Raw genomic sequence first — 26,017 nt, forward strand, 5'->3', positions numbered from 1 at the left:
ATTTTTTTTTTGGTCTCTGTTGCTGGAGTGGTGGCCATTCATTCACTTCTCCTCCAGTGATCTGAACCTTGACCCGAAAGGTGGGACAGTGCTCGTTCTAGTCCAGGCATGTGTGACGTGGTGTGCATGCCTGTCCTGGACACTGCAGCGAGCTGTGCACCTCTCCTCCGCATCCTGGTGGCAGTGGAGACCTCGCTTCCTGACATTGATGCGTGGCCATGGCAGAGGTGGTGGTGATGGCCGCATGCACCGTAGCCATCCCACTGCAGCTACATTTGACACACAGCTGGACACCCAAGGGACAGAAGCCACTGCATGACTAACCATACTCTAGCCAATCGTCTTTATTCAGTGTGGCTCAGACATCATTCCCACAGCATCTGACCAGGATCTGGTTGGTACGGTGGCGTCGGTTATCGGTTTCCGCTAACCAGGCATCCACCGTAGACTGGATAAAATCGATACTTTTTTGATGTTCCGCTTCGCCCCGGCCGGAGATAGACAGTGGCGGGTGAAACTTGATCTGTACCGGCCGTTCCGGAGAAATGGGACCGAGCTCCTTGACCCATTTTCCCTTGCCCCAAAAATCGGTTCGAATGGCGATCGGAATAATGGGAACACCGGCGCGTCGCGCCAATTTGATACCGATACTGTTGAACGTAGACGGATCAAACGTCAGCGACCTCGTGCGCTGAGGAAAAATAATGACACTCTTTCCTTCTTTTAACTGCTGCTGCCCTTCTTTCAAGACCGTGGTCAGGTCCTCTCTGGGATTCTCACGCCCCACGACAATGGGGTCCTGATTCAGCATGACGTGTTTAAAGACCGGGTACTTTGTCAGGCTTTCCTTGATGACAAATGAAATCGGGCCTTTTGGAATCAGCACAGAGGCTAAAAGCATGGTTTCCAGCGTACCCATATGATTGCCGACAAAAACATAGGGCCACCCATCGGACGGCGCAGCATTTAGGTTCATCATTTCAACCGTGCCGCCGACCGCCTCAACGGCACGCAGCACACGCACACTGTACCAGCGGTAGGCATTATCAGTCAGGCGCCCGCTGCGTGCATCTTTGGAAGCGCCGAATACAACTTTGATAATTTTGGAATAAAAGACCAGTCCCGGAAACAAACGCGCCCACACATTTGTCGGGCGCGGTGTTGTTTTGTAACACCCGTTTTCAATTTGTAATGCATCGCTGTAATCTTTCATAACCCTGCCCTCAAAGTAAATTACTGGCCAACTCGGCCAATTCCGATCGTTCACCTTTTTCAAGTGTCACATGCGCGTGCAGCGGTTGATCTTTCATGCGCTCGATCACATAACTCAAACCAGTGGACCGGGAGTCCAGATAAGGTGTATCGATTTGATGCGGATCGCCGGTAAACACCACCTTTGTGCCTTCGCCGGCCCGGGTGATGATGGTTTTCACTTCATGCGGCGTCAAATTCTGCGCTTCGTCAACGATGAAATAAATATTATTCAGACTGCGTCCGCGGATATAAGCCAGAGGCGAAATCATCAATTTATTATGGTCCAGTAAATCACCAATCAGTTGATATCCGCGTTCGGTTTCCCTGTATTGTCCGCGGATCACCCCGAGATTATCATACAGAGGCTGCATATAGGGATCAATCTTGGACTGAACATCGCCGGGCAGAAAACCGATATCCCGATTCGACAGGGCGACAATCGGCCGCGCCAGAAAAATCTGTGTGTACAGCTTGCGGCGCTCCAGGGCTCCGGCCAGGGCCAGCAGAGTTTTGCCGGTCCCGGCTTTGCCGCTCAGCGTGACGAGCGGTAAATCGGGATTCATCAGTGCGTGCAGCGAAAAAGTCTGTTCCGGATTCCGGGGACAATGCCATATCCGGTATTCTTTTTTACATGCTCAATCTGTTCCTGGCGCGGATTGTAAAAGGCGAGCGCAGATTTATTGCCGCGCCTGAGGATAAAATATTCGTTCGGCATGGCATTCTCAATTCCGGTTTCATCCAGAGGAACAGCATGATCCGTGTACAAACGGTCTATAACAGAGGTGTCATAATCTTCAATCAGTCGGCTGCCGCGGTACAGATTCTTGATATCCTTGATCTTGTCGGAATAATAATCCTGAGCCAGTATACCCAAAGACTTGGCTTTTAAGCGAAGGTTCACATCTTTGCTCACCAGAACCACAGATTTTCCCGGCAACGCCTTGTGCAGATGCATGGCGGCGCTTAAAATGCGATGATCCGGTTTATGCTCATGAAACAGGCTGGTAATCTCATTGTCATCGTTATACTGGGTGAGTATACGGATCAATCCTTTATGATCACCCAGCTTGACGCCGCCATTGACCAGCCCGTCACTGGGAAGCGTATCCAGATAACGGATAAACTCGCGCGCATGATAGTTAATCTGATCCTGGCCTTTTTTGAATGCATCCAGTTCTTCGATCACGGTAATGGGGATGACAATATCATTTTCTTCAAATTGAAACACACTGTTCGAATCATGTAGAATGACATTGGTATCTAGTATAAGCGTCTTTTTCATTGACAAACCCACTCCTCTATAGTCAATATGGTTTTCTTACCGGAATCATTCATCGGAAGACGCCTCAACATAATGATAAACAGGTTGCAGTTCAAAAGTCCTCATTCCGCATTCGATCACAAAATATCGACGGATATCAAAACAAAGATCACATTTATTCGCGTAAGATTCCCGGGGCTGAAAATCGTATTTTTTACATGCCATTTCGAGAAACGTCCGAATCCCGTGCTTGCGTAACAGCGTCACCATCGGATAAACTTCCGGGTCCAGAGAAGCGCCCAGATCATCCCGGCGAATGGAGAGCCCTGAACACAATCCCGGTACATAATTTCCATACAAGTCCAGATGGAAATGATCCACCATTTCGAGTTCCGAGCAGCCCCCGGCATGCACCCTCAAAATTCGGGCGAGAGGAATTCGTCCCAAATGCTCACCCAGAAAATTCAGCGCACGGCCGCCCGGACTCGTCCAGTAACGTTGCGGCAGTTTTTGCAGATATTGAGCATCATAATTCTGCAGATCATAACACCGACTCCCATCCCGGGAATTCAATTCCTCATAAAAATCATCAATCCATAAAAAAACCCGCATTCCTGTGGTTTTGCACGCTTTGATCACCCCATTGACCCGGTCAAAGGGTATAAACTCATTGTGAAACGGACTGATGGATATCAGCAAGGTATCCAAACCGCGCCTATGCAGATCTGTTAGCAGATCACAGGCGCTTTTATGATCTTTGTACCATGACGAGTTGGTTTCTACATAATCCAAAACCACATCCTCTTCCTGAAACAATTCAATCACCCGCAAGAGTTTTCGCCTGTTCAGAACGGGTTCACCGCCTCCAATATGCATCGACCGGCAGCCCAATTCTTTCGCCGTAGCAAGATTCTGTCTGCACGTCAACTCGTCAATATAATCATTCGGCCACTCCGGACTGCAACGATACAGGCAATGCCGGCATCTTGAGCTGCATGAATAATTGGTAATCAATCCTCCGCTATTCAAATGTGAAATCAAAAATGTCGGTTGCATCGGTTGCCTGTCAAGATTGTCGATTCAGTACGATAGCGGGATCGCACAAATGTTCGGGCTTTGTTTCAGAAAATAAATTGCCGCCGGAATAAAAATCCAGTACATACGGGCGGTGTTTGTAAACTTCAAGGTGCAGCATACTGGAGCATTTTTTTCTTTTAATTCCTGAATATATTCAGGAGCGTTTCCGTCAATCTGATTCACGTTCAGTACACTGCCGACTTTGCCCAGCATATCACCGCGCTGAACACGCGCGCCGGCGCTCACATTTGCCGAGTCCAGTTCAGCATATTTGTACAAATAACCGGATTCACCTTCAAGCACCACGGCAATGGTGTTGTTCCAATATGCAAGAATTCGGGGTGATGTGAATGGATGAATCGATACAATTCGGCCGGTCTCCATCGCATAAACCGGACTTGAAGGCGGCGCATACAAATCCATACCACAATGAAAGCGGTCTTGGCGGTTTTCCCAAAATCTTCCATTTTCTTTGGAATGGGGTAAAGCGTTGTCTACAATGTGAGCTTTTTTAAGATGACTATCCATAGCAATAATTGGTTCAATTAATCTATAAAGATAAACGAACAAAAGCACATTAGCAACAGTAAATATGGTCAACCGTGCAATTTTTAAAAAAAATGCAATAACAGCAGGATCAATACTATATTTCGTCAACAACACGATAACAGAGTGGGGACGCAACTATCAACTGGTTATAGCATGATTGATAGAGTTTCAGCCCGTACCCCCCCTCGGCATTTAAAAGTTTAGACCAGACCGCACCAGACAAGAGCTGACCATCGGTTGACTGATACCCGGCGCCCCGGTTTTGAGTGAGATGATTGGTATCCACGAGCTAAAGCTCGTGGCAATGAAAATCTAAAGCTTGTGGTAATGTAAACTCGCAGTACCTAAAAGGTGTGCGACAAATGGGATGAGATGTTCGTTTACTCGTAGCACACCGGACAGGTGTACGATGAGTCTGTTTTTTCTTATTTCACCAACGACACTTTCTGCTTGAACACATGTTCCCCGGCACGCATGACGATAATATACAAACCGCTGGAAAACCGTTCAGCGGCATTCCAGGTATAGGCGTGTTCGCCGGCCGGTTTGTGACTGTCAATCAGCGTGGCCAGTTTTTGGCCCTGCACATTGTACACCACACAGGTGACATGCGCATCCTGCGGCAGATCGTAACGCAGCGTGGTGGTCGGATTGAACGGATTGGGGAAATTTTCGTGTAGAGCACATTTTTCCGGGATGGTTTCCTCTTCCGCGCCGGTTGGTATAGTGGAAACAGGGTTGGAAAAATGCGTGCTAACGCCCAGGTCTATGTAGTTTGTAAAAGAATTCGTTTGTGCACGGTCGTTTTTTGTATTGTTGATGTTGTTATCTTTCAGCAAAATGCAATTGCCATCACTTGTAACAAACGACCAGCCCGCTTTCGCTATTGAACGATCGTAATATAATAGATTTTTATTAGCAACTCACAGATGGGCAATAATTTCCAGATGTTCAATTCGTTCAAAGTGCTTTGCATTTAATGTGGCTATCGGAAAATGATGTGAGACTGCTGTTGCCCCAATCAGAATATCAGCCAGATCAATCATTTTATTTCGGCCTGTTAATTTTTTATAAATAGATATGGCTGTCAGTGAACATGTTTTATCAAAAGGAATGACTGTCAAATTGTTACATAATGTTTGCCAGTAGTCAAAATGCTTTTCTTTATTGCCTATTCCCACCTCATAGTGAGTTAAAGAGGATATATAAAGTTCAGAGTATGATTCAGCTATTTTGTAAAACAGTGTGTTCTGTTTATCTTTTTTTCGGAATAATTCAATTATAACTGAAGAATCTAATAATATCATGCGAGCCTTGATTGGTTGATTGATTTTCTGGCGTTTTTATAGTGCTCAAAATCTGAATCAGTCCAGGTTGGCGCCTTTAATATCAACTCGTTGATCGAATTTGATGATTTTTTAAACTTGATCTCTGACTGTAAAGTGATTGTCAATTTTTCGATATCTTTTTCAGGGAGTTTATGAATTAATTCCAATATATCATCATAATTGCACGACATGCTTTTCCTCTCAAGTTATTATTGTAAAGGCCTTTTTTATATTTACAACATTTTTAATCAAAAATCAATCAAAATATTTAATATGCGCTTAAACTAGATTTTACCATCTCGTTCCCAGCCTCTGGCTGGGAATGCGTAAGATACGGGTGAAGCGGCAGGTTTGTGCCGGTGATGCGCTGCATCATCCCGCGATAATTTTGGAGGGAAGAAAATTGAAAATTGCTATGAAATGTGCACTTGAACTCGTAGCACACCCGGAAGGTGTACTACGAGGTGTTGACCTGGCTTTTGTCAGGTGTTTCATATCCCGCGCTTTAGCGCGGGGATATAGAGCTCATACCATAAGGGACTTTAGCCCCGAGCGAGCATTTTCCTTCCAGGTGCTGATCGACTCGCAGCACACCTGAAAGGTGTACTATAAGTTGATTCTGTTTCTATTTCACCAGCGACACTTTCTGCCTGAACACCTGTTCCCCGGCACGCATGACGATAATATACAATCCGCTGGAAAACCGTTCAGCGGCATTCCAGGTGTAGGCGTGTTCGCCAGCCGGTTTGTGACTGTCAATCAGCGTGGCCAGTTTTTGGCCCTGCACATTGTACACCACACAGGTGACATGCGCATCCTGCGGCAGATCGTAACGCAGCGTGGTGGTCGGATTGAACGGGTTGGGATAATTCTGATGCAGAGCAAAGCGCTCCGGCATATTCTGCTCCTCCACGCCGGTCAAGGCCGTAGAAACGGCCCGGGAGAACTGTGTGCTGCCGTCCACATCCACCGATTGCAGTTTGTAAAACGCGTCGCCGGACAGCGGTTCATCATCTATATAGTCATAATCAGCGCCGCGGGTGGCTGCGCCTGTTGCCGCAATCAGTGCGGCATTCACGCGCCCGTACGAACCATTCCGGTCTGCACTGCGATAGATATGAAATCCGGCGGTTCCGGTCTCGCCTTCCGTGCTCCAGGTGAGGGTAACAGTTGCATTCGATATCTGAGCCTTGAACGCGCTCAATTCAACAACCACCGGTTCCTCATAATTCTGCGGATTGTTGGTTGAGGTTTCATCATTATAATAGATGGAGCCCAGATTGTACTCGCAGACATGCACCCGGTAGGCCGTTTCCGAACTCAAGCCGGTCACCGTGACCGAGGTACCCGTGCCGACATAGACGCAGTACCAGCCAGAGGCGCCGATTTGCTCACCGCTGCCGAATTCGGTGTTGGCGGTGTATTCTTCATTGTCCACAGGCGACGCAGTACCATTGCTTGCCTGAGCTATAAAAACAGCATTGCCGTCGCCGTTGCCGCGCGTCCAGGATAATTCCAGACTGCCGCTTCCTGCGTCCGAGCAGCCCACTTCACAGGCTTGGGTGGGCGGTATAAAACAGGCGAAATGCGGATACGTGATGGTCGATTTCCAAATATCATCCGTGCCATTGGTCGTTTCAACGATAAAGTCCCAGCCGGCATTGGTATAGGTCGATTGCGTTTGCATTTCTGTGGTGGTTTTGGCTGTTGCAGCCTCAACGGCATCGCTGCTTTGATTGGAAGCTTCACTGTCGAAAAAGTTGGCGGTGTAAACCGGAGTCTGATCACCCGTAGCAACACTCACCCCCACAAAGCCCTTATCCGTTGGGTTTGTACCACCATCATAAACCACATCACCAGTAGCATAGCAATAGGATACATCCCCGCCGGCGGCTCCTTCAGTTCCATCGCCATTTGAGCCAATAAAGGCACCCACTGTTTGCTCCGAAATATCTAATCCAGTCGTAACATCACTGGTAGAATAGCAGTTTTCAATGGATGCCATCATGTTGATGCCTATTAAGCCTCCTACTTTCCAGCTATAATCAGCACTGACACTGCCAGTACTATAGGATTGTGAAACTGCCCCCGAATTAAATCCAAGCAATCCTCCAACATTATCGCTTCCTTCTACATCTCCGGTGCTATAACAGTTATCAATTGAATTTGAATTACTGCCAATTAAACCGCCAATATAATAATTGGAACCAGTCACTGTGCAACTGCTGTAAGAGTCGGAAACTGAACCACCAAAAGCACTACCGATTAAACCACCAATGTCATAATCACCTGATACACTTCCTGTACTATAACAATTCGATACACTTCCCGACTCTGAGCTACCAATTAATGCTCCAGTATAGTAATCGCCAGTAATATCAATATTTGTTACACCAAGGTTTCTAATGATTGCGTTCATTGTATTACCAAATAATCCAATGTAAGCTTCAAAAAGGCGGTTGATAAATAGATTGTCAATGGTATGGTTTTGCCCGTCATAAGAGCCGGTGAAATTTGTGGTGTTATTTCCAATGGGTGAAAAGCCCTCTGCAGGTCCGGTAGAGCCATCGCCATTCCAATCCACATTGATTTCGGTGGCATCAAAGGCAATATCAGCAGTTTGGATAAAATGTTTGTCCCAATCGGCAGAAGTGTTTGATAATTCAATCAAGTCATCGGTTGTGGCGATTTGATATGGGTCGCCGGATGTTCCGCTGCCGCCGGAATATGGAAGTTCAAAAAGAATATCATCCGCACCGTCTTGCCAGCTTAATATAGGATAAGCATTGTTTACCGTACCTTCCTGGTCCATATCCCAATAGTCATTTGTGCCTGCATCATCGTTTTCTGTTCCAATCATATCCCAGGCAGAAGTTAATCCGACAGTTGTTCCGGTAACATCCGTAAATGTATTGTAATCCTGCATTTGGGCAGTACTCAAAGCTGTTGCAGCTCCAACGGCATCGCTACTTTGATTGGAAGCATCGCTATCGAAGAAGTTGGCGGTGTATGTATTATTATCACCAGTTTCACCCCCAACAAAACCTTTATCCGTTGGGTCAGTAGCTTCGGCATAAAAGACACTGCCTACAGAATAGGAAGACTCGATACTACCGTTATAACTATATCCACAAAATCCTCCGAAATATGTTGAAGTACTTCCTGCATTTCTTGTGACATCGCCCGTGGAATAAGAATTGCTTATTGTGGCATTATTATTCCTCCCTACCAAACCACCGACATAAGAAGGGCCGAATACACTGCTACTGCTGTAAGAATTGGTAATTGTTGAAGTTGTATTCCTCCCTACTTAAGCCGCCGGTATAATCAGCACTACCAGTTACGCTGCCGCTACTGTAAGAATTAGTAATTGTAGAAGAATTATAATTCTGTCCCACCAAGCCACCAACATAACGATTGTTACCGGTTACACTACCGCTACTGTAAGAATTATTGACTGCAGAAGAATTATTATTATAGCCCACCAAGCCGCCGACATAATATTCTCCACTTATATCAACATTTGTCACTCCGATATTTTTAATCGTTGCTCCGTCCACATACCCGAATAACCCGATATAATCGGTAGCCGGACGGTTAATAAAAAGGTTATCAATGCTATGATCACCACCGTTATAATAGCCGGTAAACTTCGTGGTAGAATTCCCTATTGGCGAAAAGCCGGCTCCACTGTTCCATCCGCTTGTAGCTGAAGCATCAATATCTATGGTCTGGATAATGTATTCATCCCAGTTGGCTGAAGTATTGGATAGGGTTTGTAAATCCGTCAGTGAAGTAATGAGCAGTCCATAATCAACCTCGATATTGCTTTGGGTGCTGTTATTTACTGCGGAGGCGTCTCCGTTGGTAAAAGCCGCATCGAGAAATGTTATTTCCAGGTTGGAAATATCATCGGTATAAGCATGGCTGGAAGCATTCCCGGTCAAGGCAACACTTAACTCGGTATCACTATTTTTTGTGATGCTTACACTTAATCCGGCAGGTACATTTGCAGTTGTGTAATTATCTGTGCTGAAAGTGCCGTTACTACCCGAAAATGAATCTCCCTCCGGAAGGTTATAGGTAATGGTTATCGTATTAGCGATAGAACCGTCATTATCTGTAGATTCATAAAAAATATCTGCGTTCCGGGAAAGATTCGGTCTTGCTAATGAAACAGTTGGTGCAGGGTCCCCGCTCCCCATAACATTCCATCCATCTGAAGGAGGCGTATCGCTACTTGAAGAAATATAATATTCAGAACCAGGCATATCAACTAAGGCCGCTGATTCTCCAATAATCCAATAATCTCCGAAATCTATATTGTTAAAAGCCAAATAATATGTAGTGCCACCATTTGTAAATTCGTATTTTGGCTTACCACAATTTGTGCCGTTTTCCACATAGGTTCCGTTTATGTCAGCGATTCCTGCTCCGCTGACTTCATAATCCGTTGCAAACAGATTCGCTGATACCATCAGCATCACTGCCATTATGAGTCCTGTCAAAACATTATTTTTTCTCATTTTATTCTCCTTTTTCTTCCCGTTTTATGTGCTCTGTTCGATATGAATACCATTTACTGCAATCCTGCCCACTGAGCGAATAATCTGCGCCAAATAACGTTTGAATGGGGGTAAAAAGAACTCTACAGGTCATGATGATTGGGATAAAATTTGTAACCTTTTGAAAACTGAACGCCTTGGGCATTTTTTTAGTTGATATGACAATTCTTTTATAGTTTGCGTGTTGCAAAAATTTACTTTTTGAATTCATCCGGATCAATTGACAGGGAGAACAACGAAACTGATTGTGATTGTTTTCAGGGTGACTGTCTCTCGTTGGTATCAAAGCGATCCTCCACAATAACAGGTTAAAATGATATGCTTATATAGCTTTCCGGCAAACACCATGCCAATATCATAAATCATTTAATATCAACAACTTGGAACATTCCCACTTTATCATATTGTTTTAAAATGTTTAAATTCTTTACATCAAATTTATTAGATTCAAGACAGTATCGCTTATACTTGATATTTTACAACTTACACTGTTCAACATATTGACAGTACTTTGTACGTTCAATAATAAACTATAGCAGTCAGTTGCGGCAAAGAGAAAGAAAAACAAGCGTATTATTCGAGTCTTTTGTATCCGATTGTTTTCCCAAACTTTGCTTAAAAATCACATACACTTAACTTGATAAAATTCATTCAAAACCCTATTTTTATCAGCCCTGTTCTATATTTAAAAACTTGACACGGTTTGACCGCACCGGAATGAAAATTCAAATGGAACAACAACAAAAGCACACCCATCTATTTTTTAACACTGTTAAACAGGTTCCCGGGTTACTCCGGGACGCGTTTAAAACCAGTCCGCAGGCAGCTTTGAGTGAAAAAATAAAACGCGCTCTTTTCATTTCTGTATTTCTACCTTTCTTTACTCTATTACAACTCGTCCATTGGCTCGGCTTTTTCCTTGACGCCCTGCTTTACCCTGAATATTCCAAAACCAGTATCCGCCGACCGCTCTTCATCCTGGGACCGCCGCGCAGCGGCACCACCCATCTGCACCGTGTTTTGGCAGAGGACCGCGGCCAATTCACCACCCCGTCCACCTGGGAGCTGTTTCTGGCGCCAAGCATCATTCAGAAAAAGATCATGCATCTTGCAGCCGCGATAGATCGGCAACTGAATAGCCCGGTTGGACAACTCGTATCCAGCATTGAACGCAAAATCCTGCACATGGCGGATGACATGCATCCCAGCGCCCTGCAGGCTCCGGAAGAGGACTATTTTTTCATGTGTATGACCCTGACCTGCTCGGGTTTGATCCTGCTGTTCCCGAAGAGTCGACGGCTTTGGCGCTATGCATTTTTCGACGAATCGGTTTCAAAACAGGATAAACGGCAAATTCTCGCATTTTACAAAGCCTGTCTGCAGAAACATTTGTATGTGTCAGGTGCGCATAAATCACTGCTGTCCAAGAACGCGTCATTCAATCCCTGGCTATCCGATCTGCATCAAACGTTCCCGGACGCCCGGTTTATCATTTGCGCGCGCGATCCAGTGAAAAGCGTCCCTTCGATGCTGAGCGTCGCGGACACGGCCCGGCGTTCATTCGGCGGGGCGGCATCCGATCCGGATTTCCAAAACAACATGATCGCGCTGATGAAACATCACTACCGGTCTCTGCTGAACACATTGCCCGGTCTTACCGAGCAGCAGTATACCGTGCTGCCGATTCAGAACCTGCACTCACGTCTGCGCGACTCGATTTTGCATGTATACAAACAATTCAACCTGCCGTTGACCCGGAACTATAAAAATAAACTGGATCGTCTCGACCGGCAATCCCGTGCCTACAAGAGCGGTCATCACTATAGCCCGGACCACTTTGGCCTGTATTTACAATCTCTAAAAACGGATTTCAAGTTTGCGTCCGCGCTTTTGACCCGATTCCACACTTGTCCACAAACGGATGGGAGCTCATCTACTGCCGAATAGCGATGTTTGTACTGTATCCATACATAAAAACAGTCCGGTTGTTGTTGAAAAGCAGGACAACGCCCCGTGCCATGAATCAGCCTGCCGCATTGTAGTGCTGTCGGATGCCATTCCCGACCGGAACGGGGTGGGGACGTATTATCGCGATCTGATGGCCTATCTCGGTGAGCTGTCCCATCATGTGGAAATGATTCCCGCCAAAGCCAACTGCTACTTCCGCCAAAGCGGTATTTCTCTGCGTATGCCCGGCGATTATACCCAGCGCATCAATTTCCCGAATATCATTCGAATCGCCCGGCGTATGGGCGAGATCAAACCGGATGTTATCGTGGCCCCCACGCTGGGGCCGTTCGGTGCTTTTGCTTATATTTTATCCCGTCGACATCACATTCGCTTCATCGTCGGACATCATACGGCATATGACAAACTGACACAGATGTACTGGAAAGGACTGCGCGCGTTTGTCAGCCGCAACTGTCTGCAGAGTCTGAGCCGTTTTCTCATGCGCTCCGCCGATGCCGTAGTCGCCACGGCAGAAGAAATGGCTCAGGAAGCCAAACAGGTGGGCGCCAAACAGGTGCATTGTGTGGGCACCAGTATTTCCAAAGATTTTTTTCATAAAGAAATCCGTCCGTTTTCAGGAAAAATTAAAACCGTTCTGTTTGCCGGACGTCTGGCATCCGAAAAGAACATCTGGGCACTCATCGAAGCCGCCGAGGTGTGCCCGAATCAAAAATTTCTCATTGCCGGCGAAGGCCCGGAACGTCCCGCTTTGCAGAAAAAAGCCGAGACTCTGGACAATGTCAAACTCCTCGGCTGGCTGACGCGCAAGCAGCTGCTCGAACAGATCGATGCGGCGGATATGCTGATTCTGCCCTCTCACATTGAATCATTCGGCACCGTGGCGCTGGAAGGCATGGCGCGCGGGCGGCTGGTTCTGGTCTCTCAACACTGCGGCATTCTGCAATGGCCGGAACTGGCGCAGGGACTGTACAGCATTCAGGAGGATGAAACCCTGGCCGGCGCCCTGAAGCGCATTGCCGGTGATGTACCGCACACCCTGCAGGCAAAGGCCGAAACCGCGTATCAGATCACCCGCGCGGTCAACGATCAGACATTGACCCATTGGCAAACTATTCTCCAGGGAGCGGACCTTGCGCAAAACTGACATGTCTGCTGAAAAATTTTGCATATCCATTCACGATGTCATGCCGTCCACCCTCTCACAAACCCGAAAAACTCCTCGACTATTTGTCCGGTTACGGTATTCATAAAGTGACCCTGCTGGTGGTTCCGGGTAAAGAATGGGACCGCAAAGACATTATGACTTTGCGCAGCCTGCAGAACCAGGGTCATCAACTGGCGGGACACGGATGGATTCATCATGTGGATGCATGCCGGAGCGTTTATCACAAATTGCACGCCCTGGTCATTTCCCGCCGGGTCGCAGAGCATCTGTCGCTGAGCGAATCAGAGATTGCGGCCCTGATCCGTCGCTGTCATCACTGGTTCCCGGACAACGGGCTGCAGGTTCCTGAACTCTATGTCCCGCCTGCCTGGGCTATGGGGAAAATTTCCCGTCAGCGATTGCGCGAGTTGCCCTTTCGATGTTACGAGTTCCTGAACGGGCTGTATGATTCAAATCCCGACCGGTTCGAACCCATGCCGCTACTGGGTTTTGAAGCCGACACTCGCCTGCGGCGCAGCGCGTTGCGTTTGAACAATGCAGTCAACCGTCTCCGGTCACGCAGACAAACCGGCCGGATCGCCATTCATCCCCATGACCTTGATCTTTATCTGCGTCCGGATATGGACCAGCTGTTTTCCAGTCTGGTAAACAGACAACAGAATCCTTTTGCATGTTCCCGCGAAAATTTGTATTCTCAATAAACAAATATCATTAGATATTGCCGGAAAAAGATGAGCGGTCACAGCGCAGGCATTCTGTTGTTCAGATACAGGGATTCGTCTCTGCAGGTCATGCTGGTGCATCCGGGCGGACCGTTCTGGACCCGCAAGGACAAAGGCGCCTGGTCGATCCCTAAAGGTGAATTCAACGATGAGGATCCACTGAAAGCAGCGGTACGCGAATTCAAAAAAGAAACCGGTTCAAGCCGACTGGGATTTTATTCCCTTGGGCGAATCAAAACAGAAAAGCGGTAAAATCATGCACGCCTGGGCTTTGCAGCAGGATGTCGATGTATCCAAAATCGAGAGCAACACCTTTGAACTGGAATGGGCGAAAAACTCGAAAAGTCAAGTCCTATCCCGAGGTTGACCGGGCCGGATGGTTTGATATCGAGGAGGCACGGGAGAAAATATTAAAGGGACAGGCGGAGTTTATTGACAAACTGTTGTATGAATTATCAGAGTAATAATATGGAGTCATAGATAAAAATCATACTGTTAGCAGATTCTGATTTTATCGGGAGGCAAATGAAATGCATTTAAAAACCCTTTTTATCATGATTGTTTTGATAATGCTGTATTCCAGCTGCGAACGCTCGCTGTCTCCGGATATCAATCCGGACTGGCTAAATGATCTTGTAACCGAATTCAAAAATGCACCGGTGGGAAATCCGCCGCAATCCATATGGAGATACACCTACAAAGGCCGGATCGTCTATTATGTGCCGGCGCAATGCTGTGATCAATTCAGTACACTCTATGATGCAAAGGGCAGTATACTTTGTGCCCCCGACGGCGGATTCAGCGGTCAGGGAGACGGACACTGTCCGGATTTCTTTGCAGAACGAAAAGACGAACACCTGGTGTGGCGGGATCCGCGTGGTCCCTGAGACAGTCTGATAATCCCAGGTACACCACCTGCCTGATTCGGGAATAGAATCCATTGGTAATGCTCTAATAAAATATTGAAAATATTTTCAGATCGATCGTTGTTACACCATAAAAGCGACAAGGATGAACAATGAGAAGAGTATTTTGTTTGATCGCAGTATTCGGTTTACTCTTATCCGGCTGCACAAAAATCAAACTGACCGAAAAAGACGCGTTTGACGTCAAACGCACCATTGATGCACAATGGTTTCGCGACAGGAGCTATGAATTCGAATCTGTGACATTTATTTCCGGTGACAGTCTTGAACTGAACGGCTGGCTCATACAACATCCGCAGGCGCGCGGTACGGTGCTCTATTGCGGCGGCAACGGATTTGTCATGGTGACGTCGTACCACATTATCCGCTCCATCATTGAACAGCGGGTAAACCTTTTGGTGTTTGATTACCGGGGCTATGGCGAGAATCCCGGCGAACCGAGCATAGCGGGACTGCAGCAGGACGCCATCGGCGCTTATGAATTTCTGACCGGGGAACGCAATATCTCTCCGGATTCTCTGGTGATTCACGGTCATTCGCTGGGCAGCTATACAGCAGCGTTTCTTGCTGATAGCAAGCCGTCCAAGGGGCTGGTACTGGAATGTCCGGTGACCGATGCCAAAGACTGGACCAGCCGACTGCTGCCATGGTTTTTAAAACCGTTTGTCCAATTTGACATTGATTCATCCCTGCTGGAAAGCAGCAATACAAAGCGGATTGCAAAGATGCAGCTGCCGCTGCTGATCATTGCCGGAGAAGATGATCAGGTTACCCCTGCGTCCATGGCCGAGTCATTATATGGGATTTCCAGCTCTGAACAAAAAGAACTCGTTATTATTGAAAACAGCGGACACAATGATCTGCCGCAAAAACAGGAATACAGCCGGGCTTTGGATCGGTTTTATGCCAAAGTATTTGATTCTAAGGATTTGTGAGTGTCGCGTACCGTTTCGGAAACAATGCACATTGAAACGAGTTTACCCTGGATTGAAATAAAACAATTTTTTTGAACGCCATATCATTATTTCATGTTTGAATTCAGATATTGTATCGTGAATTCATATATCATGCACAGCATCTGTGCACAAAGAATAGATATAATTATGCATAGGCAAACATTTTGATAACATCGTATTATCATAAAATTTTCAAATATATCCATCTGTAATAAAACAATGGCCAACGCGATTAAAAACAAATCTTTTGTAAACATATCTATTTGAATAACAAAAAAACCTCTTGAAAATAATTAAATTTATCTGTATCATATCACTCAAATCACAACCCCGGGGAAAACGAAAGGACAATACAACATGGGGATCACGATCCATTTTTCTGGAATATTAAAAAACACCGATTTGATCACTGAACTCGTCGATGAACTTTCCGATATAGCCGATATTATGGACTGGCCGTATCAGATACTTGATGAGGACTGGTCGAAACCCTGTACAGCGGAAATTGCCGACGGCGGGATCACGGGGCATTTGCCATTGAAAGGAATTTCTATCCAACTGCACCCGGCCAGCGAATCCCTGACCTTGTTTTTTGACCCGCAGGGCCGATTGACAAGTCCAATCACCTTGATTTCGATCAAACAGGGTGAGTTAAACGACAAAGAGGTATACAATTTTGTCAAAACCCAGTTCGCCCCGCCGGACCTACACATCTCAATTGTCAAACTGCTGCGGTTTCTGAAGAAAAAATATATCCCCGATCTTCAGGTTATCGATGAAGGTGAATACTGGGAAACCGGGGACCGAGACCGGTTGATAGAAAAAATGCAGTTCTTACAGAACAAACTGGACCAGTTGCAGCAGACAGTGTCCACGATCAATCCGGATCATGCCCTGTTGTTTTCACCGGATCAGCTGGCGCAGTTGATTGAAAAGAAACTCAAAAATCTTTAGCACAACGGTTAGTGATCATGCAGCCGCCTGCCATGCCTTGGCTATATACTGCGCGCCAGCAAAGAACCCCAAAGCGATTCTGTTCATCTTTTGATTGGGCTCATCGACCCTTAAACCCTGAAAGAATCTATCGACGTATAAATGCATGTCCGGTATACGTATAAATAGTTGAGATCGTGCGCGCGGCCATCCCCGTCACGCACAATTCCGGAGGATTCCACCCGCTGTTGCATAAAAACCAGCTCCGCATGCCTGCTTTCCTCAAGGCATGCGCCCTGTTCAAGGGACAGAATTAAATGCCGGCCGGGGAACTCGTCCAGTACCACAATCCCGACCGCATCGGCGATATCATAGCAGAAATCCGGTGGAAATCCAATACAGTAACGCACGCGGTTCCAGTGCATGCATCCCACCTTCAGCGGTCTGCCAGACGCCGTTCTAATCCAGAATTCACCTAAAAGGATTTGCCGAAAAAACCGGCAAGCTCAACAGCAGATAAAAAACAATTTTATTCAGGTTACCCCCACGTTTTTTATCTCCACTGCAATCGAGCGGGCCTGGAAAGCATCGAATTCGCTTCATCATCATTCCGGAATCGTTCACGCACAGGATCCCAATACAAGGTTCGCGGCAGTTTCATGGCGATATGGGACACCAGACAGGCGGAACAGGATCGATGCCCCACTTCAACGGGGGCCACCGGTTGACGCCGCGAGCGAATACAGTCCAGCCAGTTGCCGTGCTGCTCCGGGCTTTCATAGAGATGAATTTCATCCGCTCCGATCTCTGATGTCAATATTTCAGGATTGCTTGCATTCAGCGCCTTGGTATTTTCCGCAACGCTCGCAGGATCACTTGCAGTCACGGAATAGGAGCCGCGCGACACAAAAATCCATCCTTCACTGCCAACAAACTTGACACCGTTGGGATACTCGCCGCTGATGTGCATGGTTACGCCATTTTTATACCGGGCTTTAACTTTGAAATCGCCGTGCACATTCCACAATCCTTTTTCCGGGAATTCCGCTTCAGCTTGAATTTCAATCGGACCTGTGAATTCCGTTCCCATGCCCCAGTGCGCGGTGTCGATATGATGTGCTCCCCACCCTGTGATCATGCCGGCGCCAAACTGCTCACAACGCAGCCATCCGGGCCGGGAATAATCAGCTTGAGGATGCACTCTGTTTTCCGTGTAATACACATAGGGAGTCGGTCCCAGCCAAAAATTATAATCAAGGTTATCGGGAATGGGCATTTCCGCTTCCACCTCACCGGCCGGATCACCCGGCAGGCCGATATAAATCGTATGCACCTCACCGATGCGGCCGTTGCGCACCAGTTCGCAGGCCCGTTTGAACTGAGGCCAGGGAGAAACAGAACGCTGCTGACTGCCGATCTGAAGGATCCGGCCTGTCTGATGGATTACATTGCTCAGTTCCCGGCCCTCGGCAATGGTCAAAGATGTGGGTTTTTGCAGGTAGATATCTTTGCCGGCCCTGGCCGCTTCCATGGCGGGAATCACATGCCAGTGGTCCGGTGTACTGATGAGCACGGCATCAATACGTTCATCGGCCAGCAATTCCCTGTAATCGCCATAGGCTGTAACGCCCTGGATCGACTTTTTCCGGTGTTGCCGATAATATTGTTCCACCCACTCTTTGCCTTCACGTGCCCGTTTTGAATCCACATCACAAACCGCAACAAGCTCGGTATCGGGATATTTTAAAGTTTCCGGCATATCATGAGCCCGTGAAATTCGTCCCGTTCCGATTGCTCCCACATAAATCCGGTTACTCGGCGCGTTGGCGCCAATCACAGACCCGGGAACAATGGTCTGTGACAATACAGAACCGGCGAATCCGGCCAAACCGGTTTTCAAAAAATTTCTTCTGCTCTGTTGTTTGCTGCTCATAACGACTCCTCCAAATTTAATCTTCCAGCATCAACTGTCCCTGATAAACATGATAAGCCTGTTCAACCAGACCCTGAGCTGCATCGCCGTCATGCACGTACAGTCGAAATTTTAAGGTGAACGACTCGCCGGGTTCGAGTTCAAGCACTTCAAGTCCCGGCCAGGCCACTCCGATATAACCGTAATAGCGCAGACACCAGCCCGCCGGAAAATCAGGATTATACGGATGCTGAAAAACAGCCGCCCCTGAATATTCAGACTGACCTTCAAATTGAGCGGAAAAATCAACCCAGGCATAGGTTCTCAAATTACTGTCCGATGCCTCGGGTCCGGCCTGTGAGGTGATTTGAGTGTTCTCGCGCGGGGCAAAACGCAGATTAAATCCGCCGTATCCTTTTTTATCCTGACCGGATATTTTTATCGACTCGATCGCCGTCCAGGTCAGCTGAACATCAATGGCTCTGCCGGTACCGGTTTTGCGAAACACTCTGAAAAGCGTATTTTCATCCATCACATGCTGCCCGTCTTCCGTCTCCCAGTGGTTTTTAATGCCCAGCAACGCGCACACCGGTCCGGTTTCTCTCAGGGTCCATTTATCAAAAATCTGGTAAAGCCCTTTTAACTCATTGCGCATGCCGTGAATATGCCACAAATCATAACGTTCTTCATTCACCCACACTTTGGGCCAGTTCCAGGACAATCCGCGATGATGATAATGATCAATTGGAAAATCATCGGTTAATACCCTGCCGTTTAAATCATATAATGGATGCACATAAGTGGAACGTTTGTAGCGTTTGGGCACTCGGTTTTCGAGTTTTTGCTCGTATTGATAGGCCAGTATCGGCTCATCCCCCTCGTTTAAAAGGAGGCTTCCGGTTTCCTGATCCTGAAAGGTAAATGGAGAGTTATAACCGGATTCACCGACTTTGATCGGTTCACCGGAAAGGCTTTTTTTCAGAATCGTACAAAATGTGGTTTGATCACGGTTTGCCTTGCCAAAGAAAATTGCCGGTGTTTTTTGAAAGACCAACGTTTCGGCGTCGGCAACGGCGCCGGAAAGCTGGGAGGCGGACGCATTTATTTTTCCAGGCGGAATTTCGATCGGACTTTTAATGTCGGACTCGTAACTCAGAGAAAAAGATGATTCGATTTGATCTTTTTGACATCCTGCAAAAATTATCATGAGAACGATAAATAACAGCGTATATGCTTTCTTCATAGAAACCTCCAGTTTCCTGCAAGAACAGTAAAGTACCGGTTTTTTTATTTTTTGGCAAAGCGCCTGACTCTCTCCAGACCGCCCCTGAAACGCCGGGAAACCGACGCGGTCGAAAGTTCCCGGGTAATGTCGTAAATTGTAATTTCTGTTTTCCGCAAGTACACGGTTATTCTATTTTTTCTTTATTTATATTGAATATAAAGCGATTACGTATAAATTGCAAGAGTTATGACATACTCGATACCGTTTTAAACCCGGATTTTTCAGTTTTTATACAGGTAAAAGCGGATTCTAGCTCAATGCGTTTACAGCTTTATCCGACAGATTCGCATGAATCGGTGCTGATTTTATAATTTCCGTCAACCGCTGATGCCATTCCACATCCCGCCACATCCCGACAAACTGCGGGCCGCAAAAATTACTGGTCGCAATGGCAATCCACTGACCCGTGGAGGCAGCGGTGATGGTGCCCAGTTCGCACAGCTCCTTGACCCAGTCCCAGGATAAAAGCGGCCAGTCCTTATAATCTATAATGCCCCAGCATTCAGTCGTTACAAGCGGCAACCCGGCTTTGGCGGTATGTTCGGCTACGAGATGTATCTTGTCCGTTAACAGTTTTTTCCAATAGTCCGGCTTTTCCGTGTAAATACCGCAATCCCGGCATTTGGCAATAAAGGTGTTCAAGCCGGGCTGAATCCGGACTATATTGATATTCGGACTGCCCCAGTTCTGAATCCCCCCCAGACTTTATGTAAAGTCCATTCTTTCCATTGATTATCCGCAACAAGATGCGGAAACGCATCAATACGAACGGCATTGTATCCGCGTTCCATTAATTCATCAAGCGCAACATCCCAGTTCTCATATCCGGCACCCGGCCAGCGCCGTTCAATCCAGGAAAAATCCCACATACTGATGGCACGCGGACGAACTGCGGTATGACGATCTGTTTTATTTTCTTTTCCAAGAGTGTCCGTCAGCGGTTTGCCGGCGATACTTTTTGTCATGCTACCGACGGCTGACAAAGCCGCTACGTTCTTTACAAAATCTCTCCGCATCATTTTACAACCCTTTCAAAATGCTATAAAATCCCTATAAAAATCTGGAAGATTATCAGCCTTTAGAAGAATATGTTAGAAACTGCGGCATGGAATGGGACATTGAGGCAGCCCGCATTGTGCTTGACACTTTGTGTTCTACATTGCCCATTGCCGATCATATTCGCAAGCACCTGGATGGCAGAACACTAGAATTTATACCAAACATCAAAACTCGACCTGGACCAGGGGATCGTGCGGGGGTTCTACCCCCGTCACGCACAATAACAGAGGGTTCTGCCCTCTGGCATCCGCTACCTTGAGACCGTCACAGGCCAAAGGTAGAACATCCGGAGATACTGCGCACAGGAATTGAACCCCTGCGCGATCACAGATGGTCACAGCACATTCTTTTCATTCGGGTAAACCATCTCTAATGCCCGGCATCCGATTGATGCGTTTTGATCCAGCTGTGGCGTCTGGCATTCAAATCGGAATCCTCCCCCATCCAGACCCAGAGTTTGATCAGACCGTTCTGATGAGCGCTGACGAGAAAACTGCCGTCCGTATTAAAATTAATGTACTCGGCATGATCGCCGGCCCAGACTTTGTGGGCGACCGGAATATGGTCACTAAAATAGCGCAGAATATCCGTCACCCGGTATACATAAATATAAGGATCATGTCCTGCGTGCGCAATATAATCACCGTTGGGATGCCAGGATACAGATTCGATTTTTTTACCGCTGTGGTTGAACATTTTCAGCAGTTCACCGCTCCGCCAGTCCCACAAATAGGCATTGCCGCGCGAGGTGCCGCCCTGGCCCACGGCAAACACATGGGTTCCGTCCGGGGAAAATACACCGCTGGTAAAAGTCACATAATAATCGGGTTTTAACGTCTGTGCCAGCGACCAGTCGGATGTATCGTAAACCTTCACCGCACCGTGTCCCACAGCCAGCAGATAACGATCGTCTTTTGTGAAAAACAATTCGTTTACCGTATTACCAAAATCCAGTTTACAAATCTCTTTATCCGCTGATATATCAAACACCCGGATCCATCCCCGGGTGGTGCTGTCGTTCATTTCTGTCTTTTCCTCCCCGGTCACCAATAGTTGTCCTTTATGCGACCAGGTCAGACCGTCAATACCCTGTGTGTGATCCAGCACCCTGAACACCTCACCGCTTGCTGCTTTATAAAGGGTGACCCGATAATCTTCACTGGCCGCAGCCACATATTGGCCGTCGGCAGACCAGCCGACGCGCTCCACTTCCTCTTTTGTATACCGGCGCCATAATTCCGCTCCGTCCGAAGTGCGCCATAGAATTACGGAATTGTCATATTTGGTGCCGCTGACAATGGTTTTGCCATCCGGTGAAAACTCGACGCTTTCCACCGAGCCGGGTTCCCCCAACGCATCCGCCACCCGCGACCAGACCGGTTCCAGTCGCAGATGATAATCGAGTTGCTCCCGGGCATAAAGCGAAGAGATCAAAAGGCAAATAAACAGCAATGCACTTATATATCTGATCAGAACTTTCCTTTGAAAATGCTTTTGTGTTGTCAATTCATAGTCTATACTTTTTCAAAATAACAAAATATTATTTCCAGTTGAGTTTATAAATATACGCCTGCCGACTGCCGGTATGGGTGGAATTGAATCCAATCATATCGCCTTTGGGACTCCAGCGCGGATGATTATCACATCGCCATTTGCTGGTGAATGTCTCCGGTTCCAGAAAACGCCCGACCGGAATCGTGGCGTCGGTGGGCATGTGCATTAAAAACAACTTGTTCTCCCGGGTCGGATTATTGGGATAGGTATGGGTCACCATCCACTGCTCATCCGGTGAAAATGTACCGTGGCCGTCAAAATCCAGCAATCCGTCGCCGAGTACGCGATAATTGTCCTGTCCGACCGTAAACAGAATATGCCGCCTTTGTTTTCCCTGATGCCGGGCCGTGACCATGAGCTCATCACCGTTCAGCCAGTCAAAATGCGATCCGCCCCAGCCTCGCGGAAAACAGGCGCGCAGATCCGTGCCGTCCCGGTTGACAGTTAGCGATGTGGTGTTGCGTTTCGGTATAGCGCACGCCAGCCAGAATATCTTGCTGTCGTCACGGCTGAACAAGGTGTGGTTAAAATACTCCCGTCCCTCTTGCGGCAATTCAGGCACCAGCTCCTGAACTCGGGCAATGGAACAGATCAGGTTCGTCTCGCCTGTTTTCAGATCAATTAGAAACAGTCCGTCGTTTTCCGGAAAGGCAATATCCATGCGCGCGTCCTGGCCGTCCCCGCCGTATCCGTATCCGGGACGCGTATGCCGGAGGCGCGCAAAATTAATGCTGACCGCCCGCCTGCCGTCCGGTGAAACCGCACTGACCGGGTGGTTGATAAACCGTTTTTCTTTACTATGGATATTAATAATGACAGCAATAAATTTTCCGTCTTTGAGATCATTGTAAATCACCAGCGAATCCGACAACCAGTGCGCCATACAGCCCTGCTGGAAAATTCCAGCAGCGGGTTTCGGCCAAAGGCAGGAACTCACAGGTTTCCATATCCACAAGACCCAGAGTCGCCGGATCATCCCCGGTCGGCAGCCGGAATTTGATGTCCGTCTGAAGCACCGTCGCATACTTTTGATTTTCACTCCAGGAAGTGATGCCGTAATAGCTGGCGTAAAAATGCTCCAGAGGTCCGCTTGTTATGGCAATGGGTTCTGATACCTGCGGAAAGTTCACCACAGATGGATCAGATTTTTCAGTAGAACACTGCAGGGTAACCATGATAAACAGCATCAGGACACATAAGATAAAAATTTTTTTACAATATTGCATTTCTTCCACCTAAATTATAAGTCAGGAAACAATTTCTGATAAATCGGGTACTGACAGGACTATACACCGGGCATGACCAGTGCTACCGAAAATTCAGCTGATGTTTTAAAAGTTTCTTTGTTTCATGATTAAACTCTCAATAATAACATACAGTAATTCTATCATTTACATCCATCAATCCTTTGTGTCTGATCAACAAAAGATATTTACTATCTTTGCAATATCAATTTGCGTATTTCTGTAAAAGTATTCGTTTGTAATTTATAAAAATATATTCCGCTCGACAGACCATTGGCTTTCCATTTTACTTCATGTTTACCTGCTGATTGAAATTCATCAACCAATATTGCAACTGTTTCCCCGGAAATATTATAAACTTTTAATAGTACCCGACCCGGATTTTGCATACTATAGCTTATTGTTGTTGACGGATTAAACGGATTGGGATAGTTTTGCTCAAGCTTACATTTTGAAATCAATTTATTCTTTTCCCCATCTTCTGCAAAGGTTGAAACCTCGCTTACTTTGAAACAATATATTTCACCTTTGCGTATGTCATGTTTGCCCACTGCATCCACGACCCAGAAATATTCTTTTTCTGTTTCAAGATTGGTTAATGTCCAGCTGGTGTCACTCGTATTTCCAACAAAAGAAAGAGAATGCGTTAAAGCGGACCTTAGTTCTTCCGAATTTTGCGATACATAAACATCATAGGAATCAGCCCCATCTGTTTCGAACCAGCTCAGAGTCACGATGGAATCTGAAACCGTACTGTCATGTTCAGGTATCACATTTGTAACCATCGAAGGACCGTGATAAGGATCAACAACAATCGGATAATAGTGAGACGTTGCCTGCCCGATTGTGTTTAATTTTTCAATAATGGTATCATGGGCTGCGGCCTGATTCATGAAATAAGAGGCACGCATCACACTTTTTCCAAGCCTGTCATTTTGGCTATTCTTGCACTGATCAAATGTTCCATTAAAACTGACGGGATACAAGTAAGGATAATATTTAACATAAAGCATGGAACGTTGTTGTTCCAAACCATCAGCAATTAAATTCATGTCCTTTAAAACAGAATCTTTAAACGACGGATTATAAGAACGATTGTAGGCAAATGCCTGGGAATATAAAAATGAACCTGGAATGCGGGGGAAATTTCCAAATTTCTTTAAATCAGCATCTTTTTCAGCGGCGCTAACCCTGTCAGCCCATAAGGGTTGATGGCGGCAATAGACAAACATTCCTTTCAAACTGCCATTTTTTACCTCTCCAACCCCCGTCGGAACATGCGCCAGGGCAAACTTTTCCATCACTGTAAATTCGCCTTTTTTCACACGCGGCTGATGCTCAACAAATTTATCATAAAGGCCCTCACCGCCTTTAAACTCATGGTATCGGGCATGATACCACCCCTGATCATAATTTTCTGTAAAAAAATTCCAGCAACTGTGTTCACCCCACGGAAAAAGATGCGTCTCTGTCGGACAATTTGCCAACCAGAATTCAAGCGAGGCAGCAGCTGCATCTCTGTACCTGGACAATCCGGATATGTCACTCAATTCGTAGAGCAGATCATACAACTTTTCATCCTGAGCTAAATCAGCGCCATGCCATGAAGATTTATGCGATTCATCAGAACCATACCAAATATTTCCAACTCCGACAGCCATCCAATTTGTTCTCATTCCACCTTTGTCATAACTGTAAACCTTGTGCTTTTCAATCCGTACCCCATGGCCCGGATTTTCAGGATCCTCGGGTACTTTGGGAATCGAATCTCGGGTTAAGATACTGGCAATGAGAGGTGAATTCGTGCTGCCATACCGGTCCGTGCCATATTCCAATATCGCATCAGCATAATCCAAAACTTTCTGATAATAACCCTGCATCTCCTTATCATCAGGATATTTTTTATAAACCTGCAACAAGGCATACATCAAATCGTCACACCCTTCATGAGACCGGTATAAGGGAGGTGCATCATTGTCGTTTTCATCACGAAATATGCCGTCAATATTTTTGGGTAGCGGACAATCGTCATCAAGAAAATGATCAATGGCCAAATTGCACATGTGCTTTGTTGAGGCCTTTCCGGCATATTCCACAAAATACATAATTTGATCATAATAATCTATGGGTATACGGCCTTTACTCGGACCAAAATTCCGCTCCGGCAGATCAGCTTCCCCAAAGAGACAACCGGTAAATAGTGTTAAAATAATTATCAACAACCAATACATCATGGTTCTTTGATTCATCCCAGAA

General features: G+C 46.7%; 24 protein-coding genes and 2 pseudogenes. 8 read left to right on the forward strand and 18 right to left on the reverse strand.

Going from position 1 to position 26,017, the window contains the following annotated elements; genetic code table 11:
- The first annotated feature begins 88 nt into the window (after positions 1 to 88).
- On the forward strand, positions 89 to 319 hold the full coding sequence (locus U5R06_12170; GenBank protein ID MDZ7723528.1) for a hypothetical protein: 231 nt from the start codon (positions 89 to 91) through the stop codon (positions 317 to 319).
- Positions 320 to 358: 39 nt separating this feature from the next.
- Here U5R06_12170 and U5R06_12175 read toward each other — a convergent pair whose 3' ends face one another.
- From U5R06_12175 to U5R06_12215, 9 genes and pseudogenes are all read right to left on the reverse strand, one after another.
- Positions 359 to 1,213, reverse strand: coding sequence for a lysophospholipid acyltransferase family protein (locus tag U5R06_12175; GenBank protein ID MDZ7723529.1), 855 nt, complete (start codon positions 1,211 to 1,213; stop codon positions 359 to 361).
- Between the two features lie 10 nt (positions 1,214 to 1,223).
- Positions 1,224 to 2,536: pseudogene (locus U5R06_12180) on the reverse strand (PhoH family protein).
- Between the two features lie 45 nt (positions 2,537 to 2,581).
- A complete protein-coding gene (locus U5R06_12185; protein MDZ7723530.1) occupies positions 2,582 to 3,571 on the reverse strand; it encodes a radical SAM protein in 990 nt (329 codons plus the stop codon).
- A gap of 24 nt (positions 3,572 to 3,595) precedes the next feature.
- Entirely contained in the window at positions 3,596 to 4,120 is a 525-nt protein-coding gene (locus U5R06_12190) for a M23 family metallopeptidase (protein ID MDZ7723531.1), read from the reverse strand.
- Between the two features lie 446 nt (positions 4,121 to 4,566).
- Positions 4,567 to 4,980, reverse strand: a complete 414-nt coding sequence (locus U5R06_12195) for a T9SS type A sorting domain-containing protein (protein ID MDZ7723532.1) — start codon at positions 4,978 to 4,980, stop codon at positions 4,567 to 4,569.
- A gap of 84 nt (positions 4,981 to 5,064) precedes the next feature.
- Positions 5,065 to 5,448: a type II toxin-antitoxin system VapC family toxin gene (locus U5R06_12200; GenBank protein ID MDZ7723533.1), complete on the reverse strand. Its 384-nt coding sequence runs from the start codon at positions 5,446 to 5,448 to the stop codon at positions 5,065 to 5,067.
- Positions 5,445 to 5,660 carry a hypothetical protein gene (locus tag U5R06_12205; GenBank protein ID MDZ7723534.1) on the reverse strand — a complete coding sequence of 72 codons (216 nt, stop codon included), beginning with the start codon at positions 5,658 to 5,660 and terminating at the stop codon, positions 5,445 to 5,447. The genes U5R06_12200 and U5R06_12205 overlap by 4 nt, the downstream gene beginning before the upstream one ends.
- Before the next feature lie 434 nt (positions 5,661 to 6,094).
- On the reverse strand, positions 6,095 to 8,410 hold the full coding sequence (locus U5R06_12210; GenBank protein MDZ7723535.1) for a GLUG motif-containing protein: 2,316 nt from the start codon (positions 8,408 to 8,410) through the stop codon (positions 6,095 to 6,097).
- A 322-nt stretch (positions 8,411 to 8,732) separates the two neighbouring features.
- A complete protein-coding gene (locus U5R06_12215) occupies positions 8,733 to 9,995 on the reverse strand; it encodes a GLUG motif-containing protein (GenBank protein ID MDZ7723536.1) in 1,263 nt (420 codons plus the stop codon).
- Positions 9,996 to 10,763: 768 nt separating this feature from the next.
- Here U5R06_12215 and U5R06_12220 point away from each other — a divergent pair.
- From U5R06_12220 to U5R06_12250, 7 genes and pseudogenes are all read left to right on the forward strand, one after another.
- On the forward strand, positions 10,764 to 11,981 hold the full coding sequence (locus U5R06_12220; GenBank protein ID MDZ7723537.1) for a sulfotransferase: 1,218 nt from the start codon (positions 10,764 to 10,766) through the stop codon (positions 11,979 to 11,981).
- The gene (locus U5R06_12225; GenBank protein ID MDZ7723538.1) at positions 11,956 to 13,149 is read left to right on the forward strand and encodes a glycosyltransferase family 4 protein; all 1,194 of its coding nucleotides are present in this window, start codon (positions 11,956 to 11,958) and stop codon (positions 13,147 to 13,149) included. The genes U5R06_12220 and U5R06_12225 overlap by 26 nt, the downstream gene beginning before the upstream one ends.
- 35 nt (positions 13,150 to 13,184) lie before the next feature.
- Positions 13,185 to 13,871 carry a polysaccharide deacetylase family protein gene (locus U5R06_12230; protein MDZ7723539.1) on the forward strand — a complete coding sequence of 229 codons (687 nt, stop codon included), beginning with the start codon at positions 13,185 to 13,187 and terminating at the stop codon, positions 13,869 to 13,871.
- 30 nt (positions 13,872 to 13,901) lie between these two features.
- Positions 13,902 to 14,356 (forward strand): annotated as a pseudogene (locus U5R06_12235) (NUDIX domain-containing protein).
- Between the two features lie 66 nt (positions 14,357 to 14,422).
- Positions 14,423 to 14,779, forward strand: coding sequence for a hypothetical protein (locus U5R06_12240; protein ID MDZ7723540.1), 357 nt, complete (start codon positions 14,423 to 14,425; stop codon positions 14,777 to 14,779).
- A gap of 131 nt (positions 14,780 to 14,910) precedes the next feature.
- Positions 14,911 to 15,753, forward strand: a complete 843-nt coding sequence (locus U5R06_12245; protein ID MDZ7723541.1) for an alpha/beta hydrolase — start codon at positions 14,911 to 14,913, stop codon at positions 15,751 to 15,753.
- Positions 15,754 to 16,131: 378 nt separating this feature from the next.
- Positions 16,132 to 16,728, forward strand: a complete 597-nt coding sequence (locus U5R06_12250) for a hypothetical protein (GenBank protein MDZ7723542.1) — start codon at positions 16,132 to 16,134, stop codon at positions 16,726 to 16,728.
- Between the two features lie 110 nt (positions 16,729 to 16,838).
- On the opposite strand, the gene U5R06_12255 is transcribed toward U5R06_12250, so the two are convergent.
- The 9 genes from U5R06_12255 to U5R06_12295 all read right to left on the reverse strand — a co-directional run bounded on the left by U5R06_12255 (position 16,839) and on the right by U5R06_12295 (position 25,086).
- Positions 16,839 to 17,132: a hypothetical protein gene (locus U5R06_12255; GenBank protein MDZ7723543.1), complete on the reverse strand. Its 294-nt coding sequence runs from the start codon at positions 17,130 to 17,132 to the stop codon at positions 16,839 to 16,841.
- A gap of 128 nt (positions 17,133 to 17,260) precedes the next feature.
- Positions 17,261 to 18,640, reverse strand: coding sequence for a Gfo/Idh/MocA family oxidoreductase (locus U5R06_12260; protein ID MDZ7723544.1), 1,380 nt, complete (start codon positions 18,638 to 18,640; stop codon positions 17,261 to 17,263).
- A gap of 16 nt (positions 18,641 to 18,656) precedes the next feature.
- On the reverse strand, positions 18,657 to 19,862 hold the full coding sequence (locus U5R06_12265) for a PmoA family protein (GenBank protein ID MDZ7723545.1): 1,206 nt from the start codon (positions 19,860 to 19,862) through the stop codon (positions 18,657 to 18,659).
- 291 nt (positions 19,863 to 20,153) lie between these two features.
- Complete coding sequence (locus U5R06_12270; GenBank protein MDZ7723546.1) at positions 20,154 to 20,546, reverse strand: cellulase-like family protein; 393 nt, start codon at positions 20,544 to 20,546, stop codon at positions 20,154 to 20,156.
- 17 nt (positions 20,547 to 20,563) lie between these two features.
- On the reverse strand, positions 20,564 to 20,923 hold the full coding sequence (locus tag U5R06_12275; protein ID MDZ7723547.1) for a cellulase-like family protein: 360 nt from the start codon (positions 20,921 to 20,923) through the stop codon (positions 20,564 to 20,566).
- 409 nt (positions 20,924 to 21,332) lie between these two features.
- Positions 21,333 to 22,397, reverse strand: a complete 1,065-nt coding sequence (locus U5R06_12280; GenBank protein MDZ7723548.1) for a hypothetical protein — start codon at positions 22,395 to 22,397, stop codon at positions 21,333 to 21,335.
- 106 nt (positions 22,398 to 22,503) lie between these two features.
- The gene (locus U5R06_12285) at positions 22,504 to 23,400 is read right to left on the reverse strand and encodes a hypothetical protein (GenBank protein MDZ7723549.1); all 897 of its coding nucleotides are present in this window, start codon (positions 23,398 to 23,400) and stop codon (positions 22,504 to 22,506) included.
- On the reverse strand, positions 23,360 to 23,743 hold the full coding sequence (locus tag U5R06_12290; GenBank protein MDZ7723550.1) for a hypothetical protein: 384 nt from the start codon (positions 23,741 to 23,743) through the stop codon (positions 23,360 to 23,362). The genes U5R06_12285 and U5R06_12290 overlap by 41 nt, the downstream gene beginning before the upstream one ends.
- A gap of 209 nt (positions 23,744 to 23,952) precedes the next feature.
- A complete protein-coding gene (locus tag U5R06_12295) occupies positions 23,953 to 25,086 on the reverse strand; it encodes a T9SS type A sorting domain-containing protein (protein ID MDZ7723551.1) in 1,134 nt (377 codons plus the stop codon).
- Positions 25,087 to 26,017: the final 931 nt, after the last annotated feature.

This window comes from candidate division KSB1 bacterium, assembly GCA_034521575.1.
In the GTDB taxonomy this organism is placed as follows: domain Bacteria; phylum Zhuqueibacterota; class Zhuqueibacteria; order Residuimicrobiales; family Krinioviventaceae; genus JAXHMJ01.